Origin of the sequence: Pseudomonas sp. AM8, from assembly GCF_036346475.1 — a bacterium.
In the GTDB taxonomy this organism is placed as follows: domain Bacteria; phylum Pseudomonadota; class Gammaproteobacteria; order Pseudomonadales; family Pseudomonadaceae; genus Aquipseudomonas; species Aquipseudomonas marginalis.
This window is the reverse complement of sequence record NZ_JAOTNX010000007.1, coordinates 1-22,332: the sequence shown is the minus strand read 5'-3', so window position 1 is coordinate 22,332 and position 22,332 is coordinate 1. Positions and strand designations below refer to the sequence as shown.

Annotated in this window: 23 protein-coding genes; 9 read left to right on the top strand and 14 right to left on the bottom strand. The window is 61.6% G+C overall.

Annotation, left to right across the window (positions count from 1 at the left end; translation table 11 throughout):
- The first annotated feature begins 92 nt into the window (after window positions 1-92).
- Together V3W40_RS17560 and V3W40_RS17555 are read left to right on the top strand one after the other, a co-directional pair.
- Window positions 93-1,370 (top strand): acetyl-CoA C-acetyltransferase, encoded by a 1,278-nt coding sequence (locus tag V3W40_RS17560; protein WP_074848679.1) that lies wholly within the window; start codon window positions 93-95, stop codon window positions 1,368-1,370.
- A 133-nt stretch (window positions 1,371-1,503) separates the two neighbouring features.
- Window positions 1,504-2,403, top strand: coding sequence for a PA4780 family RIO1-like protein kinase (locus V3W40_RS17555; RefSeq protein ID WP_027607961.1), 900 nt, complete (start codon window positions 1,504-1,506; stop codon window positions 2,401-2,403).
- A gap of 97 nt (window positions 2,404-2,500) precedes the next feature.
- Here V3W40_RS17555 and cueR read toward each other — a convergent pair whose 3' ends face one another.
- From cueR to V3W40_RS17540, 3 genes are all read right to left on the bottom strand, one after another.
- Window positions 2,501-2,902: a Cu(I)-responsive transcriptional regulator gene (cueR, locus tag V3W40_RS17550; protein WP_330215400.1), complete on the bottom strand. Its 402-nt coding sequence runs from the start codon at window positions 2,900-2,902 to the stop codon at window positions 2,501-2,503.
- Window positions 2,899-5,115, bottom strand: a complete 2,217-nt coding sequence (locus V3W40_RS17545) for a heavy metal translocating P-type ATPase (RefSeq protein ID WP_065925532.1) — start codon at window positions 5,113-5,115, stop codon at window positions 2,899-2,901. The genes cueR and V3W40_RS17545 overlap by 4 nt, the downstream gene beginning before the upstream one ends.
- 65 nt (window positions 5,116-5,180) lie before the next feature.
- Window positions 5,181-5,561, bottom strand: a complete 381-nt coding sequence (locus V3W40_RS17540) for a hypothetical protein (RefSeq protein ID WP_027607958.1) — start codon at window positions 5,559-5,561, stop codon at window positions 5,181-5,183.
- Between the two features lie 147 nt (window positions 5,562-5,708).
- Between V3W40_RS17540 and V3W40_RS17535 the strand changes: the two genes are divergently transcribed.
- A complete protein-coding gene (locus V3W40_RS17535) occupies window positions 5,709-5,906 on the top strand; it encodes a heavy-metal-associated domain-containing protein (RefSeq protein ID WP_027607957.1) in 198 nt (65 codons plus the stop codon).
- An 85-nt stretch (window positions 5,907-5,991) separates the two neighbouring features.
- On the top strand, window positions 5,992-7,185 hold the full coding sequence (locus tag V3W40_RS17530) for a multidrug effflux MFS transporter (RefSeq protein ID WP_065925531.1): 1,194 nt from the start codon (window positions 5,992-5,994) through the stop codon (window positions 7,183-7,185).
- An 8-nt stretch (window positions 7,186-7,193) separates the two neighbouring features.
- On the opposite strand, the gene V3W40_RS17525 is transcribed toward V3W40_RS17530, so the two are convergent.
- The 3 genes from V3W40_RS17525 to V3W40_RS17515 form a co-directional block, all read right to left on the bottom strand.
- Window positions 7,194-7,376, bottom strand: a complete 183-nt coding sequence (locus V3W40_RS17525) for a hypothetical protein (RefSeq protein ID WP_027607955.1) — start codon at window positions 7,374-7,376, stop codon at window positions 7,194-7,196.
- Window positions 7,377-7,523: 147 nt separating this feature from the next.
- A complete protein-coding gene (locus tag V3W40_RS17520; RefSeq protein ID WP_065947186.1) occupies window positions 7,524-8,537 on the bottom strand; it encodes a zinc-binding alcohol dehydrogenase family protein in 1,014 nt (337 codons plus the stop codon).
- A 24-nt stretch (window positions 8,538-8,561) separates the two neighbouring features.
- The gene (locus V3W40_RS17515; protein WP_065925529.1) at window positions 8,562-8,855 is read right to left on the bottom strand and encodes a putative quinol monooxygenase; all 294 of its coding nucleotides are present in this window, start codon (window positions 8,853-8,855) and stop codon (window positions 8,562-8,564) included.
- A gap of 115 nt (window positions 8,856-8,970) precedes the next feature.
- On the opposite strand from V3W40_RS17515, the gene V3W40_RS17510 reads away from it, so the two are divergent.
- Window positions 8,971-9,900, top strand: a complete 930-nt coding sequence (locus V3W40_RS17510) for a LysR family transcriptional regulator (RefSeq protein WP_065925528.1) — start codon at window positions 8,971-8,973, stop codon at window positions 9,898-9,900.
- 134 nt (window positions 9,901-10,034) lie between these two features.
- Window positions 10,035-10,730, top strand: coding sequence for an ArsR/SmtB family transcription factor (locus tag V3W40_RS17505; RefSeq protein WP_330215399.1), 696 nt, complete (start codon window positions 10,035-10,037; stop codon window positions 10,728-10,730).
- A gap of 72 nt (window positions 10,731-10,802) precedes the next feature.
- Here the strand turns inward: V3W40_RS17505 and V3W40_RS17500 are convergent, their stop codons facing one another.
- Complete coding sequence (locus V3W40_RS17500; protein WP_043051475.1) at window positions 10,803-11,756, bottom strand: adenosine deaminase; 954 nt, start codon at window positions 11,754-11,756, stop codon at window positions 10,803-10,805.
- A gap of 194 nt (window positions 11,757-11,950) precedes the next feature.
- Here V3W40_RS17500 and V3W40_RS17495 point away from each other — a divergent pair, with 194 nt between their 5' ends.
- Entirely contained in the window at window positions 11,951-13,042 is a 1,092-nt protein-coding gene (locus tag V3W40_RS17495; protein WP_065925525.1) for a calcium:proton antiporter, read from the top strand.
- Between the two features lie 104 nt (window positions 13,043-13,146).
- Here V3W40_RS17495 and V3W40_RS17490 read toward each other — a convergent pair whose 3' ends face one another.
- The 6 genes from V3W40_RS17490 to V3W40_RS17465 all read right to left on the bottom strand — a co-directional run bounded on the left by V3W40_RS17490 (window position 13,147) and on the right by V3W40_RS17465 (window position 19,139).
- Entirely contained in the window at window positions 13,147-14,505 is a 1,359-nt protein-coding gene (locus tag V3W40_RS17490; RefSeq protein WP_330215398.1) for an 8-oxoguanine deaminase, read from the bottom strand.
- A gap of 146 nt (window positions 14,506-14,651) precedes the next feature.
- Window positions 14,652-15,338, bottom strand: a complete 687-nt coding sequence (locus V3W40_RS17485) for an SDR family oxidoreductase (RefSeq protein WP_065940974.1) — start codon at window positions 15,336-15,338, stop codon at window positions 14,652-14,654.
- 56 nt (window positions 15,339-15,394) lie between these two features.
- Entirely contained in the window at window positions 15,395-15,976 is a 582-nt protein-coding gene (locus tag V3W40_RS17480) for an IMPACT family protein (RefSeq protein ID WP_027607946.1), read from the bottom strand.
- A 12-nt stretch (window positions 15,977-15,988) separates the two neighbouring features.
- Entirely contained in the window at window positions 15,989-16,648 is a 660-nt protein-coding gene (locus V3W40_RS17475) for a TetR/AcrR family transcriptional regulator (RefSeq protein ID WP_027607945.1), read from the bottom strand.
- Window positions 16,649-16,735: 87 nt separating this feature from the next.
- Complete coding sequence (locus V3W40_RS17470; RefSeq protein ID WP_330215397.1) at window positions 16,736-18,130, bottom strand: uracil-xanthine permease family protein; 1,395 nt, start codon at window positions 18,128-18,130, stop codon at window positions 16,736-16,738.
- Between the two features lie 88 nt (window positions 18,131-18,218).
- Window positions 18,219-19,139 carry a LysR family transcriptional regulator gene (locus tag V3W40_RS17465; RefSeq protein ID WP_027607943.1) on the bottom strand — a complete coding sequence of 307 codons (921 nt, stop codon included), beginning with the start codon at window positions 19,137-19,139 and terminating at the stop codon, window positions 18,219-18,221.
- Window positions 19,140-19,265: 126 nt separating this feature from the next.
- Here V3W40_RS17465 and V3W40_RS17460 point away from each other — a divergent pair, with 126 nt between their 5' ends.
- Together V3W40_RS17460 and V3W40_RS17455 are read left to right on the top strand one after the other, a co-directional pair.
- On the top strand, window positions 19,266-20,615 hold the full coding sequence (locus tag V3W40_RS17460; RefSeq protein WP_065925520.1) for an aspartate aminotransferase family protein: 1,350 nt from the start codon (window positions 19,266-19,268) through the stop codon (window positions 20,613-20,615).
- A 39-nt stretch (window positions 20,616-20,654) separates the two neighbouring features.
- On the top strand, window positions 20,655-22,148 hold the full coding sequence (locus tag V3W40_RS17455; RefSeq protein WP_065925519.1) for a CoA-acylating methylmalonate-semialdehyde dehydrogenase: 1,494 nt from the start codon (window positions 20,655-20,657) through the stop codon (window positions 22,146-22,148).
- Here V3W40_RS17455 and V3W40_RS17450 read toward each other — a convergent pair.
- Window positions 22,138-22,332, bottom strand: a 195-nt coding sequence (locus V3W40_RS17450; RefSeq protein WP_330215396.1) for a hypothetical protein, incomplete at its 5' end; no start/stop codon positions are given. The two genes, V3W40_RS17455 and V3W40_RS17450, sit on opposite strands and share 11 nt — an antisense overlap.

Here is a 22,332-nt window from a genome sequence, read left to right as displayed (position 1 = left end):
CGAAGGCTGGGGTTCAAAGGGTTGACCATCCCAGGGTAGCAGTCGTTCGACTAGGCTCAGTTATCCAGACCACAACCGACAGGGAGCTTTCCATGACTCAATTGCGCCGTGTAGCGATCATTGGCGGTAACCGCATTCCTTTCGCCCGCTCCAATGGCCCCTACGCCACGGCGAGCAACCAGGCGATGCTGACCGCGGCCCTGGAGGGCCTGATCGAACGCTACAACCTGCACGGTCTGCGCATGGGCGAGGTGGCCGCCGGCGCGGTGCTCAAGCATTCCCGCGACTTCAACCTCACCCGTGAATGCGTGCTGGGTTCACGCCTGTCGCCGCAAACCCCGGCCTATGACATTCAGCAGGCGTGCGGCACGGGGCTCGAGGCGGCGTTGCTGGTGGCCAACAAGATCGCCCTGGGCCAGATTGAATGCGGGATTGCCGGTGGGGTGGATACCACCTCCGACGCACCTATCGGCGTGAATGAAGGGCTGCGAAAGATCCTGCTGCAAGCCAATCGCAGCAAGTCCATGGCGGATAAATTAAAAGTCCTGTTACAACTTCGTCCCCAGCACCTCAAGCCTGAGCTGCCGCGTAACGGCGAGCCGCGCACCGGTTTGTCCATGGGCCAGCATTGCGAATTGATGGCACAGACCTGGCAGATTCCCCGTGCCGAGCAGGATCAACTCGCCCTCGAGAGCCATCAGAAAATGGCCGCTGCCTATGCCGAAGGCTGGCATAACGATCTGCTCACGCCGTTTTTGGGCCTGACCCGCGACAACAACCTGCGCCCCGACCTGAGCCTGGAGAAACTTGCCGCGCTCAAGCCTGCGTTTGAGCGCAGCGAAAAAGGCACGCTGACGGCCGGCAATTCCACACCGCTCACCGATGGCGCATCCCTGGTGTTGTTGGGCAGCGAGGCGTGGGCCCAGGCGCGTGGTTTGCCGATCCTGGCCTACCTGCGCGATGGCGAAGCGGCGGCAGTGGATTTCGTCAACGGCGCCGAAGGCCTGCTGATGGCGCCGGTGTATGCGGTGCCGCGCTTGCTGGCGAGGAATGGCCTGACGCTGCAGGACTTTGATTACTACGAGATCCACGAAGCCTTCGCGGCCCAGGTGTTGTGCACGCTCAAGGCCTGGGAGGATGCGGATTACTGCAAGACGCGCCTCGGGCTGGACGCACCGTTAGGGGCCATTGATCGCAGCCGCCTGAACGTCAAGGGCAGTTCCCTGGCGGCCGGGCACCCGTTTGCCGCCACCGGTGGGCGCATCGTCGCCAACCTGGCCAAGTTGCTCGACGCGGCGGGCAAGGGGCGCGGGCTGATTTCGATCTGCGCCGCCGGCGGCCAGGGCGTGACGGCGATCATCGAACGTTGAATTCGTCGAAATTGGCATATTGGATGCATTCTTGAGTGGTCAGAGGTCGGTAGCCCCTCCCACCGGCGAGCCGATTGCCGTATAACGAGTGCCATACGCGTATTTGGTAATAAAGGACCCACAATAAAAGCTGATGAAGACTCCTAAACGCATTGAACCCCTGATCGAAGACGGTCTGGTCGACGAAGTGCTGCGCCCACTCATGAGTGGTAAAGAAGCAGCTGTTTATGTGGTGCGCTGCGGCAATGAATTGCGTTGCGCCAAGGTTTACAAGGAGGCGAACAAACGAAGTTTTCGTCAAGCGTCCGAATACCAGGAAGGCCGTAAGGTCCGTAACAGCCGGCAGGCCCGGGCCATGGCCAAGGGCTCGAAATTCGGCAAGAAAGAAACCGAAGATGCCTGGCAGAACGCCGAAGTAGCGGCGTTGTTCCGCCTGGCCGGTGCGGGCGTTCGCGTGCCCAAGCCGTACGACTTCCTCGAAGGCGTGTTGTTGATGGAGCTGGTGGCCGACGAGTACGGTGATGCCGCGCCACGTCTGAATGACGTGACGTTGGAGCCGGATCAGGCGCGTGAATACCACGCCTTCCTGATTTCCCAGATCGTGCTGATGCTGTGTACCGGCCTGGTGCACGGTGACCTGTCCGAGTTCAACGTACTGCTCACGCCGACCGGTCCGGTCATCATCGACCTGCCCCAGGCGGTGGATGCGGCGGGCAACAACCACGCGTTCAACATGCTGGAGCGGGATGTGGGCAACATGGCTTCCTATTTCGGGCGTTTTGCCCCGGAGTTGAAGAAGACCAAGTACGCCAAGGAAATGTGGGCACTCTACGAAGCCGGCACCTTGCACCCGGCCAGTGTCTTGACCGGCGAGTTCGACGAGCCGGAAGAACTGGCGGACGTGGGCGGTGTGATCCGCGAGATCGAAGCGGCAAGGCTGGACGAAGAACGGCGCCAGGCCATTCGGGCGGCGGATGATGCGCCGCCGAGCAAAGCGTCGGAAGAGCCACCGCCGCCGCCCTGGATGCAGTGATCCCTGGCTGGATGAGGATCAAAATGTGGGAGGGGCAAGTCGAATCGTCGCACCGCCCCTCCCACATTTGGTTTTGCATGCATTCAGATAGATTCCGTCACGCGCAGCAGCTTCCCGATGCCAGTTCCTTGAGAATCGGACAATCCGGCCGGTGATCGCCCTGGCAGTGCTCCACCAGGTCCTGCAACGTATCGCGCAATTGCCCCAACTCCAGGATCTTCTGGTTCAACTCATCGATATGTTGGCGCGCCAGGGCTTTCACATCGGCGCTGGCCCGTTGCCGGTCCTGCCAAAGGGTCAGCAGTTTGCCCACCTCTTCCAATGAAAACCCCAGGTCCCGCGAGCGTTTGATAAACACCAGGGTGTGCAGGTCGTCGGTGCCGTAGATGCGGTAGCCGCTGTCGGTGCGATGGGCCGCCTTGAGCAGGCCGATGGATTCGTAGTAGCGAATCATCTTCGCGCTCAGCCCGCTTTGCCGGGCGGCTTGGCCGATGTTCATGGGCGTTGATCCTCCAAGTGCGACTGTTTCCAAGTGCTTGGTTTCCAAGTTTTCAACAGCAAGGCATTGCTCACGACACTGACGCTGGACAAGGCCATGGCCGCGCCCGCGAGCACCGGGTTGAGCAGGCCGAATGCGGCCAGGGGAATGCCGATCAAGTTATACACAAAGGCCCAGAACAGGTTCTGGCGGATCTTGGCGTAGGTCTTGCGGCTGATCTCCAGGGCGGCCGGGACCAGGCGTGGGTCGCCGCGCATCAAGGTGATGCCGGCGGCATGCATGGCCACGTCGGTGCCGCCGCCCATGGCGATGCCGATGTCGGCGGCGGCCAGGGCCGGGGCGTCGTTGATGCCGTCGCCGACCATGGCCACTACGCCGGTTTTTTTCAGTTCGGCGACGGTGGCGGCTTTATCGGCGGGCAGGACTTCGGCGTGTACGTCATCGATGCCCAGCGCTTGGGCAACGACGCGGGCGCTGCCGCGATTGTCGCCGGTGAGCAAGTGGCTGCTGATGTGCCGGGCCTTGAGTTGTGCCACCGCTTCCAGCGCGCCAGGCTTGAGCGTGTCACCAAAGGCAAACAGCCCGAGTACACGGGGTTGTGCGCCTTGCTCGATCAGCCAGGACAAGGTACGGCCCTCGGCCTCCCAGGCCGTGGCAGAGTCGGCCAGCCCACCCGCGTCCAGGCCGCTTTCTTCCAGCAGGCGCCGATTTCCCAGGGCCAGTTGGCGCCCGCCGAGGGTGCCGGCAATGCCACGTCCGGTCAGGGATTGGCTGGTGCTTACGTCCGCCACCGTCAGGCCTTGCTCGCTGCACGCATCCAGCACGGCCTTTGCCAACGGGTGTTCGCTGCCGCGTTGCAGCGCACCGGCCTGTTGCAGCAATGTGGCTTCATCGCCATCCACTGCCGCCAAATGGGCAATTTTTGGGGTGCCGGAAGTTAGAGTGCCGGTTTTGTCGAACACCACGGTGCTCACTTCATGGGCGCGCTCCAGCGCTTCGGCGTCCTTGATCAGGATGCCATAGCGTGCGGCGACGCCGGTGCCGGCCATGATGGCGGTCGGTGTAGCCAGCCCGAGTGCGCACGGGCAGGCGATCACCAGCACCGCCACGGCGTTGATGATCGCGGTCTCCAGCGGCGCACCGTACAGCCACCACCCCACCAGTGTGATCAACGCCAGCACCAGCACGGTCGGCACGAATACCTGGCTGACCTTATCCACCAGCTTCTGGATCGGTGCCTTGGCGGCCTGGGCGTCTTCCACCAGGCGGATGATGCGCGCCAGTACGCTTTCGGCACCGAGCGCGGTGGTGCGCACCAGCAGGCGACCTTCGCCATTGATGGCACCGCCGGTGACGGCGTCGCCGGGCTGTTTCGGCACCGGCAGGCTTTCGCCGCTGATCAGTGCCTCATCGGCATGGCTCTGGCCTTCTACCACTTCACCGTCCACCGGGAAGCGCTCGCCGGGTTTGACCAGCACCAGGTCATTAAGCTTGAGCGCGCTGATGGCCACATCCTCCTCGCGGCCAGCCTGTATACGCATGGCGCGTTCAGGGCGCAGGGCTTCCAGGGCGCGGATGGCGCTGGCGGTCTGGCGTTTGGCGCGGCTCTCCAGGTATTTACCGAGCAGCACCAGGGCGATCACCACGGCCGACGCTTCGAAGTACAGATGGGGCATGGTGCCCGAGGGGGCGGTCAGCCATTCATAGAGGCTCAGGCCGTAACCGGCGCTGGTGCCGATGGCCACCAGCAGGTCCATATTGCCGGCGCCGGCCCGCACGGCCTTCCAGGCTGCGATATAGAAGCGTGCACCGAAGATGAATTGCACCGGGGTCGCCAGGAGGAACTGCACCCAGGCCGGCAGCATCCAGTGCAGGCCGAAGGGTTGCACCAGCATCGGCAGCACCAGGGGCAATGCCAGCACAATCGCCAGCAGCAGCGACCAGCGCTCGCGGTGCAGGCGTTGGGCCTGATCGGCCTCGGTCCTGGTTTCGCTTTGCGGCAGGCTGGCGGTGTAGCCGGCTTTGTCGACGGCGGCGATCAGCACGGCCGGGTCGATCTGGCCCAGCACTTCGACGTGGGCGCGCTCGTTGGCCAGGTTGACGCTGACGCTTTGCACCCCCGGGACTTTGCCCAGCGCGCGCTCGACACGCCCGGCGCAACTGGCGCAGGTCATGCCGCCGATGGGCAGGTCAAAGGTGGTGGATCCATTCATGGGGCAGTCCTCCAGAGAAGTTGCCCCTAGGATCAACCTTGACCTGTGGGGAAGGTCAAGCGTCTTCAGTATTCCAGTGCGGCAGGCTTGAGGTACATGCCTTCCGGGCCCTGGGCAATGCGCAACTTGCGTACGTCACCGGCCTTGAGCGTGATGTTCTGCGCCGGCGGCGCGAGCAGGCCCGGCAAGCAACCCGGTGACTGGCCCGGCAGCAGTTTCAGGCGCAGCGACACATTGCCGGCGGGCAGGTTGAACGAGGTGGACTGTTCCTGGAACAGGCGCCCGGCCAACTGGTCCTGGATGTACAGGCCGATCTCGCAATTGGTCGGTACTTCCAGGCGTTCGCGGGAAATGATCAGCACCGCATAGTCTTCTGCGGCGAGGGCCTGGGGCGCAGCGGCAGACAAGCTCATCAGGCCGACAAGGCCAAAAAACGACCAGCGCATGGCGAATGCTCCGTGGTTTGAATCGAAGATGGGTGAAGCTTGGCCGACGCCGCGGTGTAATACCAGCCCGGCCGAAAGTTTCAGAACTTGACCTTGCCATCGTGGCAAGGTCAAGACTGGGTTCAACCTCATCAAAGGAGTCATGTCATGCAAATATTCAGCGTTGAAGGAATGACCTGCGGCCACTGCGTTCGGGCCGTGACCCAGGCGGTGCAGAGCCAGGATCCGGCGGCCAGCGTGAAGGTCGACCTGGCGGCGAAAGAGGTGGGCGTCGAAAGCCGCCTGTCTGCCGAGGAAGTGATCAGCCTGATCAGCGAAGAGGGCTACAGCGCCAAGCTCGCCTGACCCATTCAAATAGTTAGCGAGCTATCGTATTCAATGCACCCAAGCGCGGCTAAACTGTCGGGCTGCCGACACACTTGGGTGCCTGATGAACCTCCGCATAATCCTGATTCTGGGCGCCTTGAGCGCCTTCGCGCCGCTGGCGATCGATTTCTACCTGCCTGGCTTTCCTGCCATGGCGACGGCCTTCGGGACCGACGAAAAACATATCCAGTTGACCCTGGCGGTGTATTTCGCCGGCCTGGCCATCGGCCAACTGATCTACGGCCCACTGGCAGACCGCTTTGGTCGACGCGGCCCGCTGCTCAGCGGCGTAACCCTGTTTACCCTGGCGTCCTTTGCCTGCGCGTACGCGCCGTCCCTGGAATGGCTGATTGGCGCACGTTTCGTGCAGGCCCTCGGCGGTTGCGCGGGCATGGTGATTTCCCGCGCCGTGGTCAGTGACAAATGTGATGCGGTGGGCTCGGCCAAGGTGTATTCGCAACTGATGCTGGTGACCGGCCTGGCGCCGATCCTTGCGCCATTGGCGGGTGGTGTGATGGTCGGGTTGTGGGGCTGGCAGTCGATTTTCCTCGCACTGTCGATCTTCAGCGTGATGGCGGCGATCGCCGTGGCGGTCGGTTTGCCGGAAACCTTTCCGGCCCATCAGCCGCGTCAACCCTTGTCCGGATCGCTGCGCCGCTATGGCGCGCTGTTGTCAGACCGGGTCTACCTCGGTTACGCCCTGACCGGGGGCATTTCGATTGCCGGGATGTTTGCCTACATCGCCGGCTCCCCGTTCGTATTTATCAAACTCTATGGCGTGCCCGCCGAGCATTACGGCTGGCTGTTCGGTTCCAACGCCGCGGGGTTCATCCTGGTTGCACAGGTTAACGCGCGGCTGCTGGCCAAGCGTGGCCCGGCGTTTCTGCTGTCGCGCACGGTGTGGGTCTATCTGCTGGCGGCGCTGTCACTGTTGGGCATCGCGGCCTTGCGCACCGAAGCGTTATGGCCGTTGCTGGTACCGCTGTTCATCTGTATCGCCAGCCTGGGCTGCATCCTGCCCAACACCTCGGCCTGTGCCATGAGCGGGCAGGGCGCCCGGGCCGGCAGCGCGTCGGCCTTGCTCGGTTGCATTCAGTTTGGCGTGGCGGCAGGGGCGGCTTCGTTGGTGGGCGTGCTGCACGACGGCACGGCGATGCCGATGGCGATGGTCATCAGCTTGTGCGGTGTGTTGGCGGTGACGATTGCGATGTCGACCCAGCGCCTGCAACGGGCAAGGGCCGCGCAGGCGCAGGGCTGAAATGCAGGTCAGCCAGCGGCGGAGCGTTGCTGGCTGAGCGGGAAGCGGTGGGGAGCCTGGATGCGGGCTTGCAGGGTATCGGCGAAGGCGCGGGCCTCGGCCTCGCTGCGGAAGGTGAACGCGTCGCCGTCGAGACGAACCTGCCATTTATTGCCTGGGGATTTTGCTAACGCTTTTATCAGGATTTTCATTGCTGACTTCCTCACGTAAAAGAATCGTGGCAAAGGCGGCCAATATAAACCCGAATACGCTCACAAATATGACAAAGATCAACTCTCTGACTAGCGGTGTCGTCCCTCACTTACACGAATAACGGACGACACTGATAGACGTTATCTTCAGAACCCTTCCAGCACGATCTTGCCCTTGGCCTTGCCGCTTTCCAGCAGGGCATGGGCACGGCGCAGGTTCGCCGCATTGATCACGCCGAAGTGCTCGCCCACCGTCGTTTTCAAGGTGCCGGCGTCGATCAGTTCGGCCACGCGATTAAGCAGGTTGTGCTGCTCGATCATGTCCGGGGTCTCGAACATCGAGCGCGTGTACATGAACTCCCAATGCAGCGACAGGCTCTTGCGCTTGAGTTTGCTCACGTCCAGCGCCTTGGGGTCGTCGATCAGCGCCAGCTTGCCTTGGGGTTGCAGCGCTTCGACCAGTTGGTCCAGGTGATGCTCGGTCTGGGTCAGGCTGGCGACGTGGGTCACCTGCGGGTGGCCGGCTTGTTTCAGCGCTTCGCTCAGCGGTTGGCTGTGGTCGATCACCAGGTCGGCGCCGAGTGCCTTGGTCCATTCCTGGGTTTCCGGGCGCGACGCGGTGCCGATCACCGTCAAGGCGGTGAGCTGGCTGGCCAGTTGGGTCAGGATCGAACCCACGCCACCGGCGGCACCGACGATGAGCAGGCTCTGGCCTTGCGCCTCTTTACCTTCACGCACTTGCAGGCGTTCGAATAGCAGCTCCCAGGCGGTGATGGCGGTCAGCGGCAGCGCGGCGGCTTCGGCAAAGCCCAGGCTCTTGGGCATATGGCCGACGATGCGCTCATCGACGGTGTGCAGTTCGCTGTTAGCGCCCGGGCGGACCAGGGAACCGGCGTAGAACACCTTGTCGCCGACTTTGAACAGGCTCACTTCACTGCCGACGGCCTTGACCACACCGGCCACGTCCCAGCCCAGCACTTTGGCCGCGCCGTTCTCAGGGGCGACGTTCTGGCGCACCTTGGTGTCCACCGGGTTGACCGAGATGGCTTTGACTTCTACCAGCAGGTCACGGGGGCCGGCGACGGGCTCCGGCAGCTGGATGTCTTGCAGGGATTTTTCATCGTTGATCGGCAGTGATGCGTAGTAGGCAATGGCTTTCATGGGGGCTCCGGAAAAAGGCGGTGATCAGGCGAGAAACTTCAGGCGCTTGAGTTCGAAATGTTCGATGACATCAGCGGCTTTGGCGCGAAAATGTTGGATATGCGCACTCTGGTCGTGGTCGGCCAGTGCGGCGTCATCGCTCCAGCGTTCGAGCATGTAGAAGGTCTCAGGGTGTTGCAGGTCCTGGTGCAGGTCGTATTGCTCGCAGCCGGCTTCAAGACGGGTGGGTTCCAGCAGGTCGCGCAGCAGCGGCTCCAGGGTGGCCTGTTGGCCAGGTTTGGCGATCAGCGTGGCGATGACGTTAAAGGCTGTGGACATATTCAACTCCAGATACGTGATAACGGGATGGGCAGATGATTGGCCATTTCCCTGCAAGATAAAAGCGGCTAAAACAGCACTCTGTTTCAATAATATTTTGATAATGGGTGGTTGAATGCTGCGTTTTGATGATTTGCAGTTGTTTGTACGCGCCGCGGACCTGGGCAGTTTGTCGGCGGCGGCGCGGGTGATGGACCTTTCGCCCGCCGTGGCCAGCGCGGCGCTCAAGCGTATCGAACAGCAACTAGGCACGCGTTTGCTGGCGCGCTCCACCCGCAGCCTGCGCCTGACCGCCGAAGGTGAAGGCTTCCTGGAATATGCCCGGACTGCGTTGAGCGCCCTGGACGAAGGACGGCGATTGTTGGCCAGTGGCCAGGACCATGTCAGTGGGGTGTTGCAACTCTCGGCCCCCTCGGATTTCGGCCGCAACCAACTACTGCCCTGGCTGGACGAATTTCAGCACGAGTACCCGCAACTCACCGTGCGCCTGCTGCTGGGCGATCGGATTGCCGACCTGTTCCGCCAGCCGGTGGACATTGCCCTGCGCTATGGCGAGCCCGAAGACTCCAGCCTGGTCGCCCTGCCCGTCGCGCCGCACAACGTTCGCGTGTTGTGCGCAGCCCCCAGCTATCTCGCGCGTTATGGCGAGCCGCGACAGCTGGAGCAATTGGCTCAGCACAATTGCTTGCTTTACATGCTTGGCAGCCGAGTGCATGACCACTGGAGCTTCCACGATGGCAAACGCGAAGTCAGCCTCACGGTCGGTGGTGATCGCTTCAGCGACGATGCCGATGTGGTGCGCCGCTGGGCGGTGGCGGGCGTGGGCATTGCCTACAAATCCTGGCTGGATGTGAGCACCGATGTACTGGCCGGGCGCTTGCGCCTGGTCTTGCCTGAATTGCGTGGCGAGCGCACACCGCTCAATTTGTTGTGCGCCCATCGGGCCCAGTTAAGCAAACCCATCAACCTGCTGCGGGAAATGCTCGTGTCGCGCTGTGCGACATTGACCGCTCAATTGCCGGAGCGATTGGGTACGACGTATTAGCCTCCATCACACAAGGAAATTTCACTCAGCTCCTGTCCCTATTCATGCTGTCAGACGCCGCGGAACCGCTGGTTTACGCACCTATACTTTGGCGCCCACCGCAGCAGAAAAGTAATTCGACCGGGAGTGAATCGATGGAACAGGCACCATGCATCAGTCAGATCGCCAGCTTGCTCGCCGAACCCAAACGCACCGCCATGCTCTGGTCCCTGATGGACGGCTCGGCCAAGTCCTCGGAGGAATTGGCGCTGCTTGCCGGGCTGTCACCGGCCTCGGCGAATGCGCATCTGGCACGGCTGACGGGGAGTGGCTTGCTGCGTACCGAGGGCCGGCGTGGCAAGCGACTGTTCCGCGTGGCGGCGGCCGATGTCAGCGTCGCCATCGATGCCTTGGCCAGTACGACCCTGGCCAGCGCCGCACGTAGTGCGCCGCATGCTTCACCGCCGGTGTTGGTGGCGCCGCCATTGTTGCGACATGCGCGGCTGTGCCAGGGCCACCTCGGCGGCGAAGTGGCGGCGCAGCTGCGTGAGCGGATGTTGGTGGCGGGGTGGATCGAGAGTCATGAGCAACGCATTGAGGTGACGATCAAGGGCGCACAGCACCTGGCGGGCCTGGGTATTTACACCCAGGCGCTGGCGTCGCCACTGGTGTGCGACTGCTTCGATTGGAGCCAGCGGCAACCGCACCTGGGCGGCGCGCTGGGTGCGGGGCTGTTGCAGTTGTTCCTGCAATCGAACTGGATCAGCCTGGTCAATGAGTCCCAGGCGGTGCAGCTCAACGACAACGGGCTGGCAGAAATCGCCCGATTGGCCATGTCCGAACAACCTTAGCCTTGAGGGTTTGCCATCATCGCCCTGGCCTTTTCGATTCCATGGACCTGGCGATGATGGCTTTGCGTCCGGTCAGGGTTTTACCAGGCGCGCATCCAGGCTGTTCTGCGCCAGGCGTTTGGCCTGGTCCTGGGTCATGCCCAGCGAGGTGTACAGCGCGTGGAAGTTCTCGGTGACATAGCCGCCGAAGTACGCCGGGTCATCGGAGTTCACCGTGACCTTCACGCCACGCTCGAGCATGTCGAGGATGTTGTGCTGGGCCATGTCGTCGAACACACAGAGCTTGGTGTTGGACAGCGGGCAGACGGTCAACGGGATCTGCTCATCGATGATGCGCTGCATCAGGCGCTCGTCTTCGATGGCACGTACGCCATGGTCGATACGCTGGATTTTCAGCAGGTCGATGGCTTCCCAGATGTACTCGGGCGGGCCTTCTTCGCCGGCGTGGGCGACGGTGAGGAAGCCTTCGTGACGGGCACGGTCGAACACACGCTGGAACTTGCTCGGCGGGTGACCCATTTCTGAACTGTCCAGGCCCACGGCCACGAACGCGTCACGGAACGGCAGTGCCTGGTCGAGGGTTTTCTCGGCTTCGGCTTCGCTCAGGTGGCGCAGGAAACTGAGGATCAAACCGCTGGTGATGCCCAGTTGCTGTTCGCCATCTTTGAGCGCAGCGGCGATGCCGTTGAGCACCACTTCGAACGGTACGCCACGGTCGGTGTGGGTTTGGGGGTCGAAGAAGGGCTCGGTGTGGATCACGTTCTGGGCTTTGCAGCGCAGCAGGTAAGCCCAGGTCAGGTCGTAGAAATCCTGGGAGGTGCGCAGCACATCGGCGCCCTTGTAATACAGGTCGAGAAACTCTTGCAGGTTGTTGAAGGCATAGGCCTTGCGCAGGGTTTCGACGTCGTTCCACGGCAGCGCGATCTTGTTGCGCTCGGCCAGGGCGAACAGCAGCTCAGGCTCCAGCGAGCCCTCCAGGTGCAGGTGCAATTCAGCCTTGGGCAGGGCGTTGAGCCAATCGTACATTTTCTAAATTCTCATCAGGTGCAATGGCGGCATTCTACAGGCCGTGGCTTAAATAATCGGCAAAACCTGACCAGCAGGAGAGTATTCGATTTATTCACGCAAGGGCTGTGTGAACTAAGGTGTAACGAAACGTTAGCGGCTTGGCGCAGTCTGTACCCCATCAATGACTGATTTGCCGTACTAAAAGGCCCGGAATGCTCACATCCCTCAAGCAAGAAAAATTCATGCTGCTGGCGCTGATTGCCGCCATCGCCGCCTACCCGCTGGAGCACTGGATGCTGCACAGCGGGCAAATGGTGGCACTGTTGGCCGGCGTGGTGTTGATCGGTTTTATCGTCGTGGCGTCGATGCGCGTGGCCCACCACGCCGAGCAACTGGCAGAAAAAGTCGGCGATCCCTACGGCACCATGATCCTGACCCTTGCCGCGGTGCTGGTGGAGGTGGTGATCCTGGCGATCATGATGAGCAATGAGCCGTCACCCACTCTGGTGCGCGACACCATCTATTCGGCGGTGATGCTCGATATCAACGGCATCCTCGGTTTGGCAGCGTTGATGGGCGGCATCAAGCATGGCGAACAGTCCTACAATGATGATTCGGCGCGGACCTACAGCGTAATGATCCTGACCGCCATGGGCGTGTCGATGGTGGTGCCGGAATTTATCCCAGAAGCCGACTGGAAAATTTACTCGGCCTTCACCATCGGCGCGATGGTGGTGCTCTACACCTTGTTCCTGCGCATGCAGGTAGGGCCCCACAGTTATTTCTTCAGCTACAGTTACCCGGAAAAGCGTCGCAAGAAGCTGCCGGAGGAACAAGAGTCGCCGCCGGTGAACCTGGCGTTCTCCATCGGTACCCTGGTGTTTGGCGTAATTGTGATTGGCGCGCTGGCCGAGGTGATGTCCAAGACCCTCGACCTGGGCCTGGAAGGTACGGGTGCACCGCCGGTGATCACGGCGATTGTGGTGGCGGCTATTTCGGCGGCACCGGAGATTCTGACGGCCTTGCGCGCTGCGCTGGCCAACCGCATGCAGTCGGTGGTGAACATCGCGCTGGGTGCGTCGTTGTCGACGGTGATCCTGACGGTGCCGGTGATGGAAGCCATGGCGCTCTATACCGGCCAGCCGTTCCAGATGGCGATGACGCCGGTGCAAACGGTGATGGTGTTGATCACGCTGATCGTCAGTGCGATCAACCTCAACGATGGCGAAACCAATGCCATCGAAGGGATGACCCATTTTGTGTTGTTTGCGACCTTTATCATGTTGTCGCTGTTGGGCCTGTAGGAGCGAGCTTGCTCGCGAAGAACCTGAGAGCGCCGCGTTAAACCAGAAAACCCGCGTTATCGTTGACGTTTTTCACGAGCAAGAACTAGGCGTCCCCCTCGCTCCTACAGGGGATGGATCAGGTTACGCGCCGCCTGGCTGTGATCGGCGATCAAGCCTTTCAGGTCCAGGCCTTCCACCTGTCCGTCGATAACCCGCCATTTGCCGCCGATCATCACCCGGTCCGCCCGATCCGCGCCGCACAGCAGCAGTGCGGAGATCGGATCATGGCTGCCGGAGAAACGCAGCTCATCCAGTTTGAACAGCGCCAGGTCGGCCTGTTTGCCTACGGCCAATTCACCAATATCCGTACGCCCCAGTAGCTGCGCCGATCCTTTGGTCGCCCAACCCAGCACACCTTCGGGGGTGATTTTTTCGGCGCCGTAACGCAGGCGCTGGATGTACAGGGCCTGGCGGGCTTCAAGGATCATATTTGACGCATCGTTGGAGGCAGAACCGTCCACACCCAGTCCGATGGGCGCGCCGGCAGCGATCAGGTCCAGGGTTGGGCAGATGCCGGAGGCCAGGCGCATATTTGAGCTTGGGCAATGACAGATGCCCGTACCGGCGGCGCCCAGGCGCGCAATTTCATCCGGGTTGAAGTGAATGCCATGGGCCAGCCAGGTACGCGGGCCGAGCCAGCCGACGCTGTCCAGGTAATCCACCGTGCGCAGTCCGAAGCGCTGCAGGCAGAAATCTTCTTCGTCGAGGGTTTCGGCCAGGTGGGTGTGCAGGCGCACATCCAGGCTGTTGGCCAGTTCGGCGCTGGCTTGCATGATTTGCGGGGTGACGGAAAACGGTGAGCAGGGCGCCAGGGCAATCTGGATGTACGCGCCGTCGCCGCGCTGATGATATTCGCGGATCAGGCGCTGGCTGTCGTCGAGGATGACCTGGCCCTGTTGCACAGTCTGTTGCGGTGGCAGGCCGCCGTCGGCTTCACCCAGGCTCATGGAACCGCGGGTGAGCATGGCGCGCATACCCAGTTCGCGCACGCTGTCGACTTGTACATCGATGGCGTTTTCCAGGCCATCGGGGAACAGATAGTGGTGGTCTGCCGCCGTGGTGCAGCCCGAGAGCAGCAACTCCGCGAGCGCCACCTTCGATGCCAGGGCGAGTTTTTCCGGAGTCAGTCGTGCCCAGACCGGGTACAGGGTTTTCAACCAGGGAAACAAGGGCTGATTGACCACCGGCGCCCAGGCGCGGGTCAGGGTTTGATAGAAGTGATGGTGGGTGTTGATCAGCCCGGGCAGGACCACATGCTCACGCGCATCGAACACTTGGGCGCAGGGCTGTGCGGGTTCCTGACCCTGTGCCAGCACTTCGGCGATCACACCGTCTTGCAGCACCAGGCCGCCACGGGCGTCGAGGCCGTTGGCGGTGAAAATCGCGAGGGGGGTTTTTAACCAGATACGGGTCGCAGGCATTGGCCGGCTCCTCTGAATGATGGGTTCAGGTTTGCCAGCTCAGTGATGCCCTGTCTGCTGATCCAGGGTCGCCGGTGAGGGCGAGGTGGGCAGTCTACGCGCGGATCGTTATCGACGGCAATCGCTCGATAACGACCCTGTGCGGCTTACCAGGCGATGGTGTCGCCTTTGTAGTCCACGAAGTGATGGCCGCCCTTGCCGGTGTAGGCGTTCACTTGGTCTACCAGGCCGCGCACGCTGGTGTCGACATCGATGTGCGCATTTTCGCCGCCCATGTCGGTCTTCACCCAGCCCGGGTGCAGCGACAGCACGGTAAGTTTGTGATCGCCCAGTTGGGTAATGAAGCTGTTGGTCATGGAGTTGAGTGCGGCCTTGCTGGCCTTGTACAGCGCCAGGTCCGAGCCGTCGGGGATGGTCACGCTGCCCAGTACTGAACTCATGAACGCCAGCACGCCGCTGTCCTTGCGGATCTGCCCGACGAAGCGCTGGGCCAGGTTGATCGGCGCCACGGCGTTGGTGAAGAACAGCTGGCCGACTTCCGCCAGGGTGGCATGGCCAGGTTCTTGATTGGCGGGGCCCTTGACGCCTGCGTTGACGAACAACAGGTCGAAGGTGCGGTCCTTGAGGCGTTGGTTCAGGGCGATCACGGCTTGCTGATCGTCCATGTCGAGTTTCTCGATCTGCACCGGGCCCACGGCTTTCAGGGCATCGGCCTTGTTCGGGTCACGCACGGTGGCGGTCACGTCCCAGCCGTCCTGGAGCAATTGCTTGACCAGGCCGAGGCCCAGCCCGCGTGAGGCGCCGATGATCAGTGCGGTTTTTGGCGTAGACATGAAGGCTTCCTTTAAAAGTCGCGGTTCAGGGTGTTCAGCGAACAACATTAGCAGTTTCAGCGTTGCAGCAGGATGCGCCCACGGCTCAGGTCGGCGAGCTGGGTTTGCAGGGTGTCGATGTGGGCTTCGCCCAGGGCCAGTTGTAACTCCACGCCATTGGCGGTGAAGGTTTCTTCCAGCACCAGCCCGCCCAACTCGGCGACGCGCAATTTGACCAGGTTCAGCTCGGAGAATCCGCAGGCGCAACTCAGCGGCACGCGGCTGATCAGTTCGATGCGCTCGGCATTTTGCAGGCACTTGTTCGCACCGCCGCCATAGGCGCGGGCCAGGCCGCCGGTACCGAGTTGTATGCCGCCATACCAGCGAATCACCAGCACCGCGACCTGATCGAAGCCTTGGGCCTCGATGGCCGCCAGGATGGGCCGTCCTGCGGTGCCGCCGGGTTCGCCGTCGTCACTGCTGCGGTATTGATCGGCCAGCTTCCAGGCCCAGCAGTTGTGCGTGGCGTTAAGGTCGCTGTGCTGCTCGAAAAATGCCTGGGCTTCTTGCGGGCTGGTGATCGGTGCGGCCAGGGTGATGAAGCGGCTTTTGCGAATTTCTTCGCGGAACTCGCAAAGGCCGGTGAGCGTGAAAGACATAAGTGGCTTCGTCTAGAGGGCCGGCTTGATGCCGCAGCCCTTGAGAATGATGTGGATCAGGTTGGTGCCGGCGTCTTCCATATCCTGCTTGGTCAGCTTGGTGCGACCGGTGACGCGGCAGATCTGGGTGGCGAAGTCGGCATAGTGCTGAGTGCTGCCCCACAACAGGAAGATCAGGTGCACGGGGTCGATGGGGTCCATCTTGCCGGCGTCGATCCAGGCCTGGAACACCGCCGCCCGACCACTGAACCAGGCGCGATAGTCCTGGCTGAAGTATTCGGTCAGGCATTCGCCGCCGCTGATGATCTCCATGGCGAAGATCCGCGAGGCCTGGGGCTGGCGCCGCGAAAACTCCATCTTGGTGCGGATGTAGCGGGAGAGGGCTACGGCCGGGTCGTCCTCGGCGGTCAGCGTGTTGAAGGTGCTGTCCCACAGTTCGAGGATATTGCTGAGCACTGCGATATACAGGCCCAGCTTGTTAGTGAAGTAGTAGTGCAAGTTGGCCTTGGGCAGCCCGGCGCTGGCAGCAATGGTGTTCATGCTGGTGCCCTTGTAGCCATGGCGCGCGAACTCATCTTCAGCAGCCTGGAGAATCGCTTGTTCGTTCTTTTGCCGAATGCGGCTGGCGGGCTTACCGGCGTGGTTGCTGTGGGCAGGAACTTCGAGGCTCATGGAGGTTTCCGTGCTGATCGATAGAGACGACGTGTGCACAGATAACCCACCCTCAAGCCTCAGACAAGTCCCGATGCAATAAAACCGTCAAAGCGGTTCCAGGGTGTCGCTTTCCTGCGCGTGGTTTGCGTCAGGAGCGGGCACCTTGGATTCCGGCAGTAACAGGCACAACACGATGGCGGTCAGGCCGCCGCTGGTGATGGCTGAGTCGAACAGGTTCTGCACCAGGGTTGGCATCAGGTGCAGCAGGTTCGGTTGGGCGGCGATGCCCAGGCCGACGCCGAACGAGGTGGCGATGATCAGCATGCTGCGACGGTCCAGTGGTGCCTGGGCGAGGATGCGTACGCCGGCGGCGGCCACACTGCCGAACATCACCAGGGTTGCGCCGCCCAATACGGGCTTGGGGATTTGTTGCAGCACGGCACCGATCAGCGGGAACAAACCCAGGCAGAACAGCACCACGCCGATGTACAGGCCGACGTAGCGGCTGGCCACGCCGGTCAGTTGGATCACGCCGTTGTTCTGGGCAAAAGTGGTGTTGGGAAAGGCGCTGAACGTGGCGGCGATCATGCAACTGACGCCATCGCCGAGGACGCCGCCTTTGAGCCGGCTTATATAAGAAGGGCCGCTGATGGGCTGGCGCGCGATCATGCAGTTGGCGGTGAGGTCGCCGACGGTTTCGATGCTGCTGATCAGATAAATCAGCGCGATCGGCAGGAAGGCGCTCCAGTCGAAGTTGAAGCCGAATCGAAACGGGATCGGCAGGCTGACCAAAGGCAAGTCGCCCAGGGCCTGGGGCACCAGCTTGCCGCTGAACCAGGCGGCGAGGCTGCCGAGGGCCAGGCCGATGATGATCGCCGAGAGGCGCACCCAGGGTGTGTTGGAGCGGTTGAGCAAGATGATGGTCAGCACCACGAACAGGCCCAACGCAAGGTTGGCCGGTGCGCCGAAGTCCGGTGCGTTGAAACCGCCGCCCAGGTCGGTGATACCGACCTTGATCAGGCTGATGCCGATCAGGGTAATGACAATCCCGGTCACCAGCGGGGTGATCACTCGGCGCAGTTGACCAATAAAGCGGCTGAGAATGATCTGCACGGCAGCGCCGAAAAAGCACACGCCGAAGATCATTGCCATGATGTCTTCCGGGCTGCCGCCGCGTTGCTTGACCAGAAACCCGGCCGACAGCACCGCGCCGAGAAACGCAAAGCTGGTGCCTTGCAGGCAGATCATTCCGGCGCCGATCCCGAATGGCCTGCGCGCTTGAATAAATGTGCCGACACCGGACACCATCAACGCCATGCTGATCAGGTAGGGCAAGTGTGCGGTCAGGCCCAATGTGGAGCCGATGATCAGCGGTGGCGTGATGATGCCGACAAAGGCGGCCAGCACATGTTGCAGTGCGGCCAGCAATGCAGGGGCGGGTTTGGGGCGGGCATTGAGACCGTAGATCAGGTCGCTGGGGCTGGAGGATTCTGGTGGCATGGCAAGCAAACTCGAGGCGGACGGTTCTAGGTCCCTGTGTCCTTGCAAAAAGCTGTCCAGGTGCTCAGCTTTTTGCGCGAAGCCCGAGTTAGCGCGTTGCTGCCAGGCTTTCCAGGAAGCTTTCCAGCACCAAATGAGGGCGACGGCCTTTGCGCGTGACCGATGCGAGGCTTAAATCGTAAAAGCGCGTAGCCGGTTTCAGCGCGCGCAGTCGGCCTTGTTGTACCCATAGGCTGGCGTAGTGGTCGGGCAGGTAACCGATGTAGCGACCGGTGAGAATCAGGAATGCCATGCCTTCGCGGTCCGAGGCGCTGGCGGTGCAGTTGAGCGCCTGGTAGTGGGCCTGGATCTCGGCGGGCAGGCGGAAGGTGGGGGCGATGGCGTCCTGGGCGTCGATGCGCTCGTCGCCCAGTTGCTTGTCGTCGGCATAAAACAGGGGGTGGCCAACCGCGCAGTAAAGCAGTGAGCGTTCGCTGTACAGCGCCTGGTACTCCAGGCCGGACAGGGCGCTGGCCTGGGGCACCACACCGACATGCAGGCGGCCGTCGAGTACGCCTTGTTCGACTTCGTTGGGGGCGATCATGCGGATCTGGATCTGTACGTCCGGTCCACGCTCCTTCAACTGTGCCAGGGCGTGGGTGATGCGCATGTGGGGCAGGGTCACCAGGTTGTCGGTGAGGCCGATGATCAACTCGCCGCGCAAGTGCTGGTGCAGGCCGTTGACCTCGGTGCGGAAACTTTCCAGGGCGCTTAATAGTTGCAGGGCCGATTGGTAGACCTCGCGGCCTTCTTCGGTCAGCGAGAAACCGGCACGGCCGCGTTGGCAAAGTCTTAATCCGAGCCGCTGCTCAAGGTCGCTCATTTGCTGGCTGATGGCGGAACGGCCGATGCCGAGCACGGTTTCCGCTGCCGAGAAGCCGCCGCACTCCACGACGCTGCGAAAGATGCGCAACAGACGAATATCGAAGTCGCTGACTTGGGCCAGGGGATCGGGTCGACGGCTGCTCATAGTTTAGTGAAGGCCTGACTGAAGGTTAGAAGAGTTGGATTTCACCGACTTTATCCCCGTGGCAATTTAGCTGCAACAACGCTTTTTCAATCCCGACGCTGCCTTTTGCCCTGCGAGGTTTTGCTGATGAACATGCCCGAAAACGCCCCATCGTCCCTGGCCAGCCAATTGAAGTTGGACGCTCACTGGATGCCTTACACCGCCAACCGTAACTTTCAGCGTGACCCGCGCCTGATCGTGGCCGCCGAAGGCAGTTGGTTGACCGATGACAAGGGGCGCAAGGTGTACGACTCGTTGTCGGGCCTGTGGACCTGTGGCGCCGGGCATACGCGCAAGGAAATCCAGGAGGCGGTCGCCAAGCAACTGGGCACGCTGGACTACTCCCCAGGCTTCCAGTACGGCCATCCACTGTCCTTCCAGCTGGCGGAAAAAATTACCGATTTGACCCCAGGCAACCTGAATCACGTGTTCTTCACCGACTCCGGTTCCGAGTGCGCCGATACCGCGGTGAAGATGGTGCGTGCCTACTGGCGTCTGAAGGGCCAGGCCACCAAGACCAAGATGATCGGTCGCGCCCGTGGTTATCACGGTGTGAACATCGCCGGTACCAGCCTGGGCGGCGTCAACGGCAACCGCAAGATGTTTGGTCAGGCGATGATGGATGTTGATCATCTTCCGCATACCCTGCTGGCGAGCAATGCGTTCTCCCGGGGCATGCCGGAGCAGGGCGGTATCGCCTTGGCCGATGAGTTGCTCAAACTGATCGAGCTGCACGACGCGTCGAACATTGCCGCGGTGTTTGTCGAGCCAATGGCCGGCTCCGCTGGCGTGCTGGTGCCGCCACAGGGTTACCTCAAGCGCCTGCGTGAGATCTGCGACCAGCACAACATTCTGTTGGTATTCGACGAAGTGATCACGGGCTTTGGTCGTACCGGTTCGATGTTTGGCGCTGACAGCTTTGGCGTGACCCCGGACCTGATGTGCATCGCCAAGCAAGTCACCAACGGCGCGATCCCCATGGGCGCGGTGATTGCCAGCAGCGAGATCTATCAGACCTTCATGAACCAGGCGACGCCTGAGTACGCTGTGGAATTCCCCCACGGCTACACCTACTCGGCGCACCCGGTTGCCTGCGCGGCCGGCCTGGCGGCGTTGGACCTGCTGCAGAAGGAAAACCTGGTGCAGAGCGTGGCCGAAGTCGCCCCGCACTTTGAGAATGCGCTGCACGGCCTGAAGGGCAGCAAGAACGTGATCGACATCCGTAACTACGGCCTGGCCGGTGCGATTCAGATTGCGCCGCGTGACGGTGATGCCATCGTGCGTCCATTCGAGGCCGGCATGGCTCTGTGGAAAGCCGGCTTCTATGTGCGCTTTGGTGGTGACACGCTGCAGTTCGGGCCAACCTTCAACAGCAAACCGCAGGACCTGGATCGTCTGTTCGATGCGGTCGGCGAAGTGCTGAGCAAGATCGACTGATTTCTCCTTCTATATAGAACAACTTTTCAGGAGCCCTGCATGAGCCTTATCCAGCATTTGATCAACGGTGAGTTGGTCAGTGAATCCGGCCGTACTGCCGATGTGTATAACCCGTCCACCGGCCTGGTGATTCACCAGGTGCCACTGGCCAGCCGCGAAACCATTCAACGTGCTATCGACTCGGCCAAGGCGGCCTTTCCGGCTTGGCGTAACACACCGGCGGCCAAGCGCGCCCAGGTCATGTTCCGGTTCAAGCAATTGCTGGAGCAGAACGAAGCGCGCATCTCGCAACTGATCAGTGAGGAGCATGGCAAGACGCTGGAAGATGCCGCTGGCGAACTCAAGCGCGGGATCGAGAACGTGGAGTACGCGTGTTCGGCGCCGGAGATTCTCAAGGGCGAGTACAGCCGTAATGTTGGGCCGAATATCGATGCCTGGTCTGATTTCCAGCCGTTGGGTGTGGTGGCGGGTATTACCCCGTTCAACTTCCCGGCGATGGTGCCGCTGTGGATGTATCCGCTGGCGATTGTTTGCGGTAACTGCTTCATCCTCAAGCCTTCGGAGCGTGATCCGAGTTCGACGCTGTTGATCGCGCAACTGCTGCAGGAAGCCGGCCTTCCTAAAGGTGTGCTCAGTGTTGTGCACGGCGACAAGGGCGCGGTGGATGCGTTGATCGAAGCGCCGGAAGTCAAGGCGTTGAGTTTTGTGGGGTCGACGCCGATTGCCGAGTACATCTATTCCGAAGCGACCAAGCGCGGTAAGCGCGTACAGGCGCTCGGTGGGGCGAAGAACCATGCGGTGCTGATGCCGGATGCTGACCTGGATAACGCGGTCAGTGCTTTGATGGGCGCGGCCTATGGTTCCTGCGGCGAACGCTGCATGGCGATCTCGGTGGCGGTGTGTGTCGGTGACCAGGTGGCGGATGCGTTGATCGCCAAGCTGGTGCCGCAGATCAAGGCGCTGAAGATCGGTGCGGGCACTACCTGTGGGCTGGATATGGGGCCACTGGTGACGGGCCAGGCGCGGGATAAGGTCAGCGGCTATATAGAGGACGGTGTTGCGTCTGGTGCGGAGTTGGTGGTTGATGGTCGTGGACTGAGTATTGCCGGGAATGAAGACGGCTTCTTCCTGGGGGGCAGTCTGTTTGACCGTGTGACGCCTGAGATGCGCATCTATAAGGAAGAGATCTTCGGGCCGGTATTGTGCGTGGTCCGGGTGAGCAGCCTGGAAGCGGCGATGCAACTGATCAACGATCACGAGTATGGCAACGGTACGTGTATCTTCACCCGTGACGGGGAAGCGGCGCGTCTGTTCTGTGACGAAATTGAAGTGGGTATGGTCGGTGTGAATGTTCCATTGCCAGTACCGGTGGCGTATCACAGCTTTGGTGGCTGGAAGCGTTCGTTGTTTGGCGACTTGCACGCCTATGGGCCGGATGGGGTGCGTTTCTACACCCGCCGCAAGGCGATCACCCAGCGTTGGCCGCAGCGGGCCAGCCATGAAGCGTCGCAATTCGCGTTCCCTAGCCTATAAGGCTCAGCAAGCAGAAAGCCGGCCCCTTGGGGCCGGCTTTTGCGTTTTTGGGCGTTTTTGACTTATATGACAGAAAGATGAAAAAGAAGGTTGACGGCAGATCCTGGAAGTCTATAATTCGCCCCACTTCCGGCGCAGTCGAAACGCAAAACTCCTTGGTAAACAAAGAGTTATGCAGAATAAG

What these genes read in the sequence shown, in the direction of transcription:
- V3W40_RS17560 (WP_074848679.1), top strand. Translation starts at nt 93, where the DNA reads ATGACTCAATTGCGCCGTGTAGCGATCATTGGCGGTAACCGCATTCCT.
- V3W40_RS17555 (WP_027607961.1), top strand. Translation starts at nt 1,504, where the DNA reads ATGAAGACTCCTAAACGCATTGAACCCCTGATCGAAGACGGTCTGGTC.
- cueR (WP_330215400.1), bottom strand. Translation starts at nt 2,902, where the DNA reads ATGAACATCGGCCAAGCCGCCCGGCAAAGCGGGCTGAGCGCGAAGATG.
- V3W40_RS17545 (WP_065925532.1), bottom strand. Translation starts at nt 5,115, where the DNA reads ATGAATGGATCCACCACCTTTGACCTGCCCATCGGCGGCATGACCTGC.
- V3W40_RS17540 (WP_027607958.1), bottom strand. Translation starts at nt 5,561, where the DNA reads ATGCGCTGGTCGTTTTTTGGCCTTGTCGGCCTGATGAGCTTGTCTGCC.
- V3W40_RS17535 (WP_027607957.1), top strand. Translation starts at nt 5,709, where the DNA reads ATGCAAATATTCAGCGTTGAAGGAATGACCTGCGGCCACTGCGTTCGG.
- V3W40_RS17530 (WP_065925531.1), top strand. Translation starts at nt 5,992, where the DNA reads ATGAACCTCCGCATAATCCTGATTCTGGGCGCCTTGAGCGCCTTCGCG.
- V3W40_RS17525 (WP_027607955.1), bottom strand. Translation starts at nt 7,376, where the DNA reads ATGAAAATCCTGATAAAAGCGTTAGCAAAATCCCCAGGCAATAAATGG.
- V3W40_RS17520 (WP_065947186.1), bottom strand. Translation starts at nt 8,537, where the DNA reads ATGAAAGCCATTGCCTACTACGCATCACTGCCGATCAACGATGAAAAA.
- V3W40_RS17515 (WP_065925529.1), bottom strand. Translation starts at nt 8,855, where the DNA reads ATGTCCACAGCCTTTAACGTCATCGCCACGCTGATCGCCAAACCTGGC.
- V3W40_RS17510 (WP_065925528.1), top strand. Translation starts at nt 8,971, where the DNA reads ATGCTGCGTTTTGATGATTTGCAGTTGTTTGTACGCGCCGCGGACCTG.
- V3W40_RS17505 (WP_330215399.1), top strand. Translation starts at nt 10,035, where the DNA reads ATGGAACAGGCACCATGCATCAGTCAGATCGCCAGCTTGCTCGCCGAA.
- V3W40_RS17500 (WP_043051475.1), bottom strand. Translation starts at nt 11,756, where the DNA reads ATGTACGATTGGCTCAACGCCCTGCCCAAGGCTGAATTGCACCTGCAC.
- V3W40_RS17495 (WP_065925525.1), top strand. Translation starts at nt 11,951, where the DNA reads ATGCTCACATCCCTCAAGCAAGAAAAATTCATGCTGCTGGCGCTGATT.
- V3W40_RS17490 (WP_330215398.1), bottom strand. Translation starts at nt 14,505, where the DNA reads ATGCCTGCGACCCGTATCTGGTTAAAAACCCCCCTCGCGATTTTCACC.
- V3W40_RS17485 (WP_065940974.1), bottom strand. Translation starts at nt 15,338, where the DNA reads ATGTCTACGCCAAAAACCGCACTGATCATCGGCGCCTCACGCGGGCTG.
- V3W40_RS17480 (WP_027607946.1), bottom strand. Translation starts at nt 15,976, where the DNA reads ATGTCTTTCACGCTCACCGGCCTTTGCGAGTTCCGCGAAGAAATTCGC.
- V3W40_RS17475 (WP_027607945.1), bottom strand. Translation starts at nt 16,648, where the DNA reads ATGAGCCTCGAAGTTCCTGCCCACAGCAACCACGCCGGTAAGCCCGCC.
- V3W40_RS17470 (WP_330215397.1), bottom strand. Translation starts at nt 18,130, where the DNA reads ATGCCACCAGAATCCTCCAGCCCCAGCGACCTGATCTACGGTCTCAAT.
- V3W40_RS17465 (WP_027607943.1), bottom strand. Translation starts at nt 19,139, where the DNA reads ATGAGCAGCCGTCGACCCGATCCCCTGGCCCAAGTCAGCGACTTCGAT.
- V3W40_RS17460 (WP_065925520.1), top strand. Translation starts at nt 19,266, where the DNA reads ATGAACATGCCCGAAAACGCCCCATCGTCCCTGGCCAGCCAATTGAAG.
- V3W40_RS17455 (WP_065925519.1), top strand. Translation starts at nt 20,655, where the DNA reads ATGAGCCTTATCCAGCATTTGATCAACGGTGAGTTGGTCAGTGAATCC.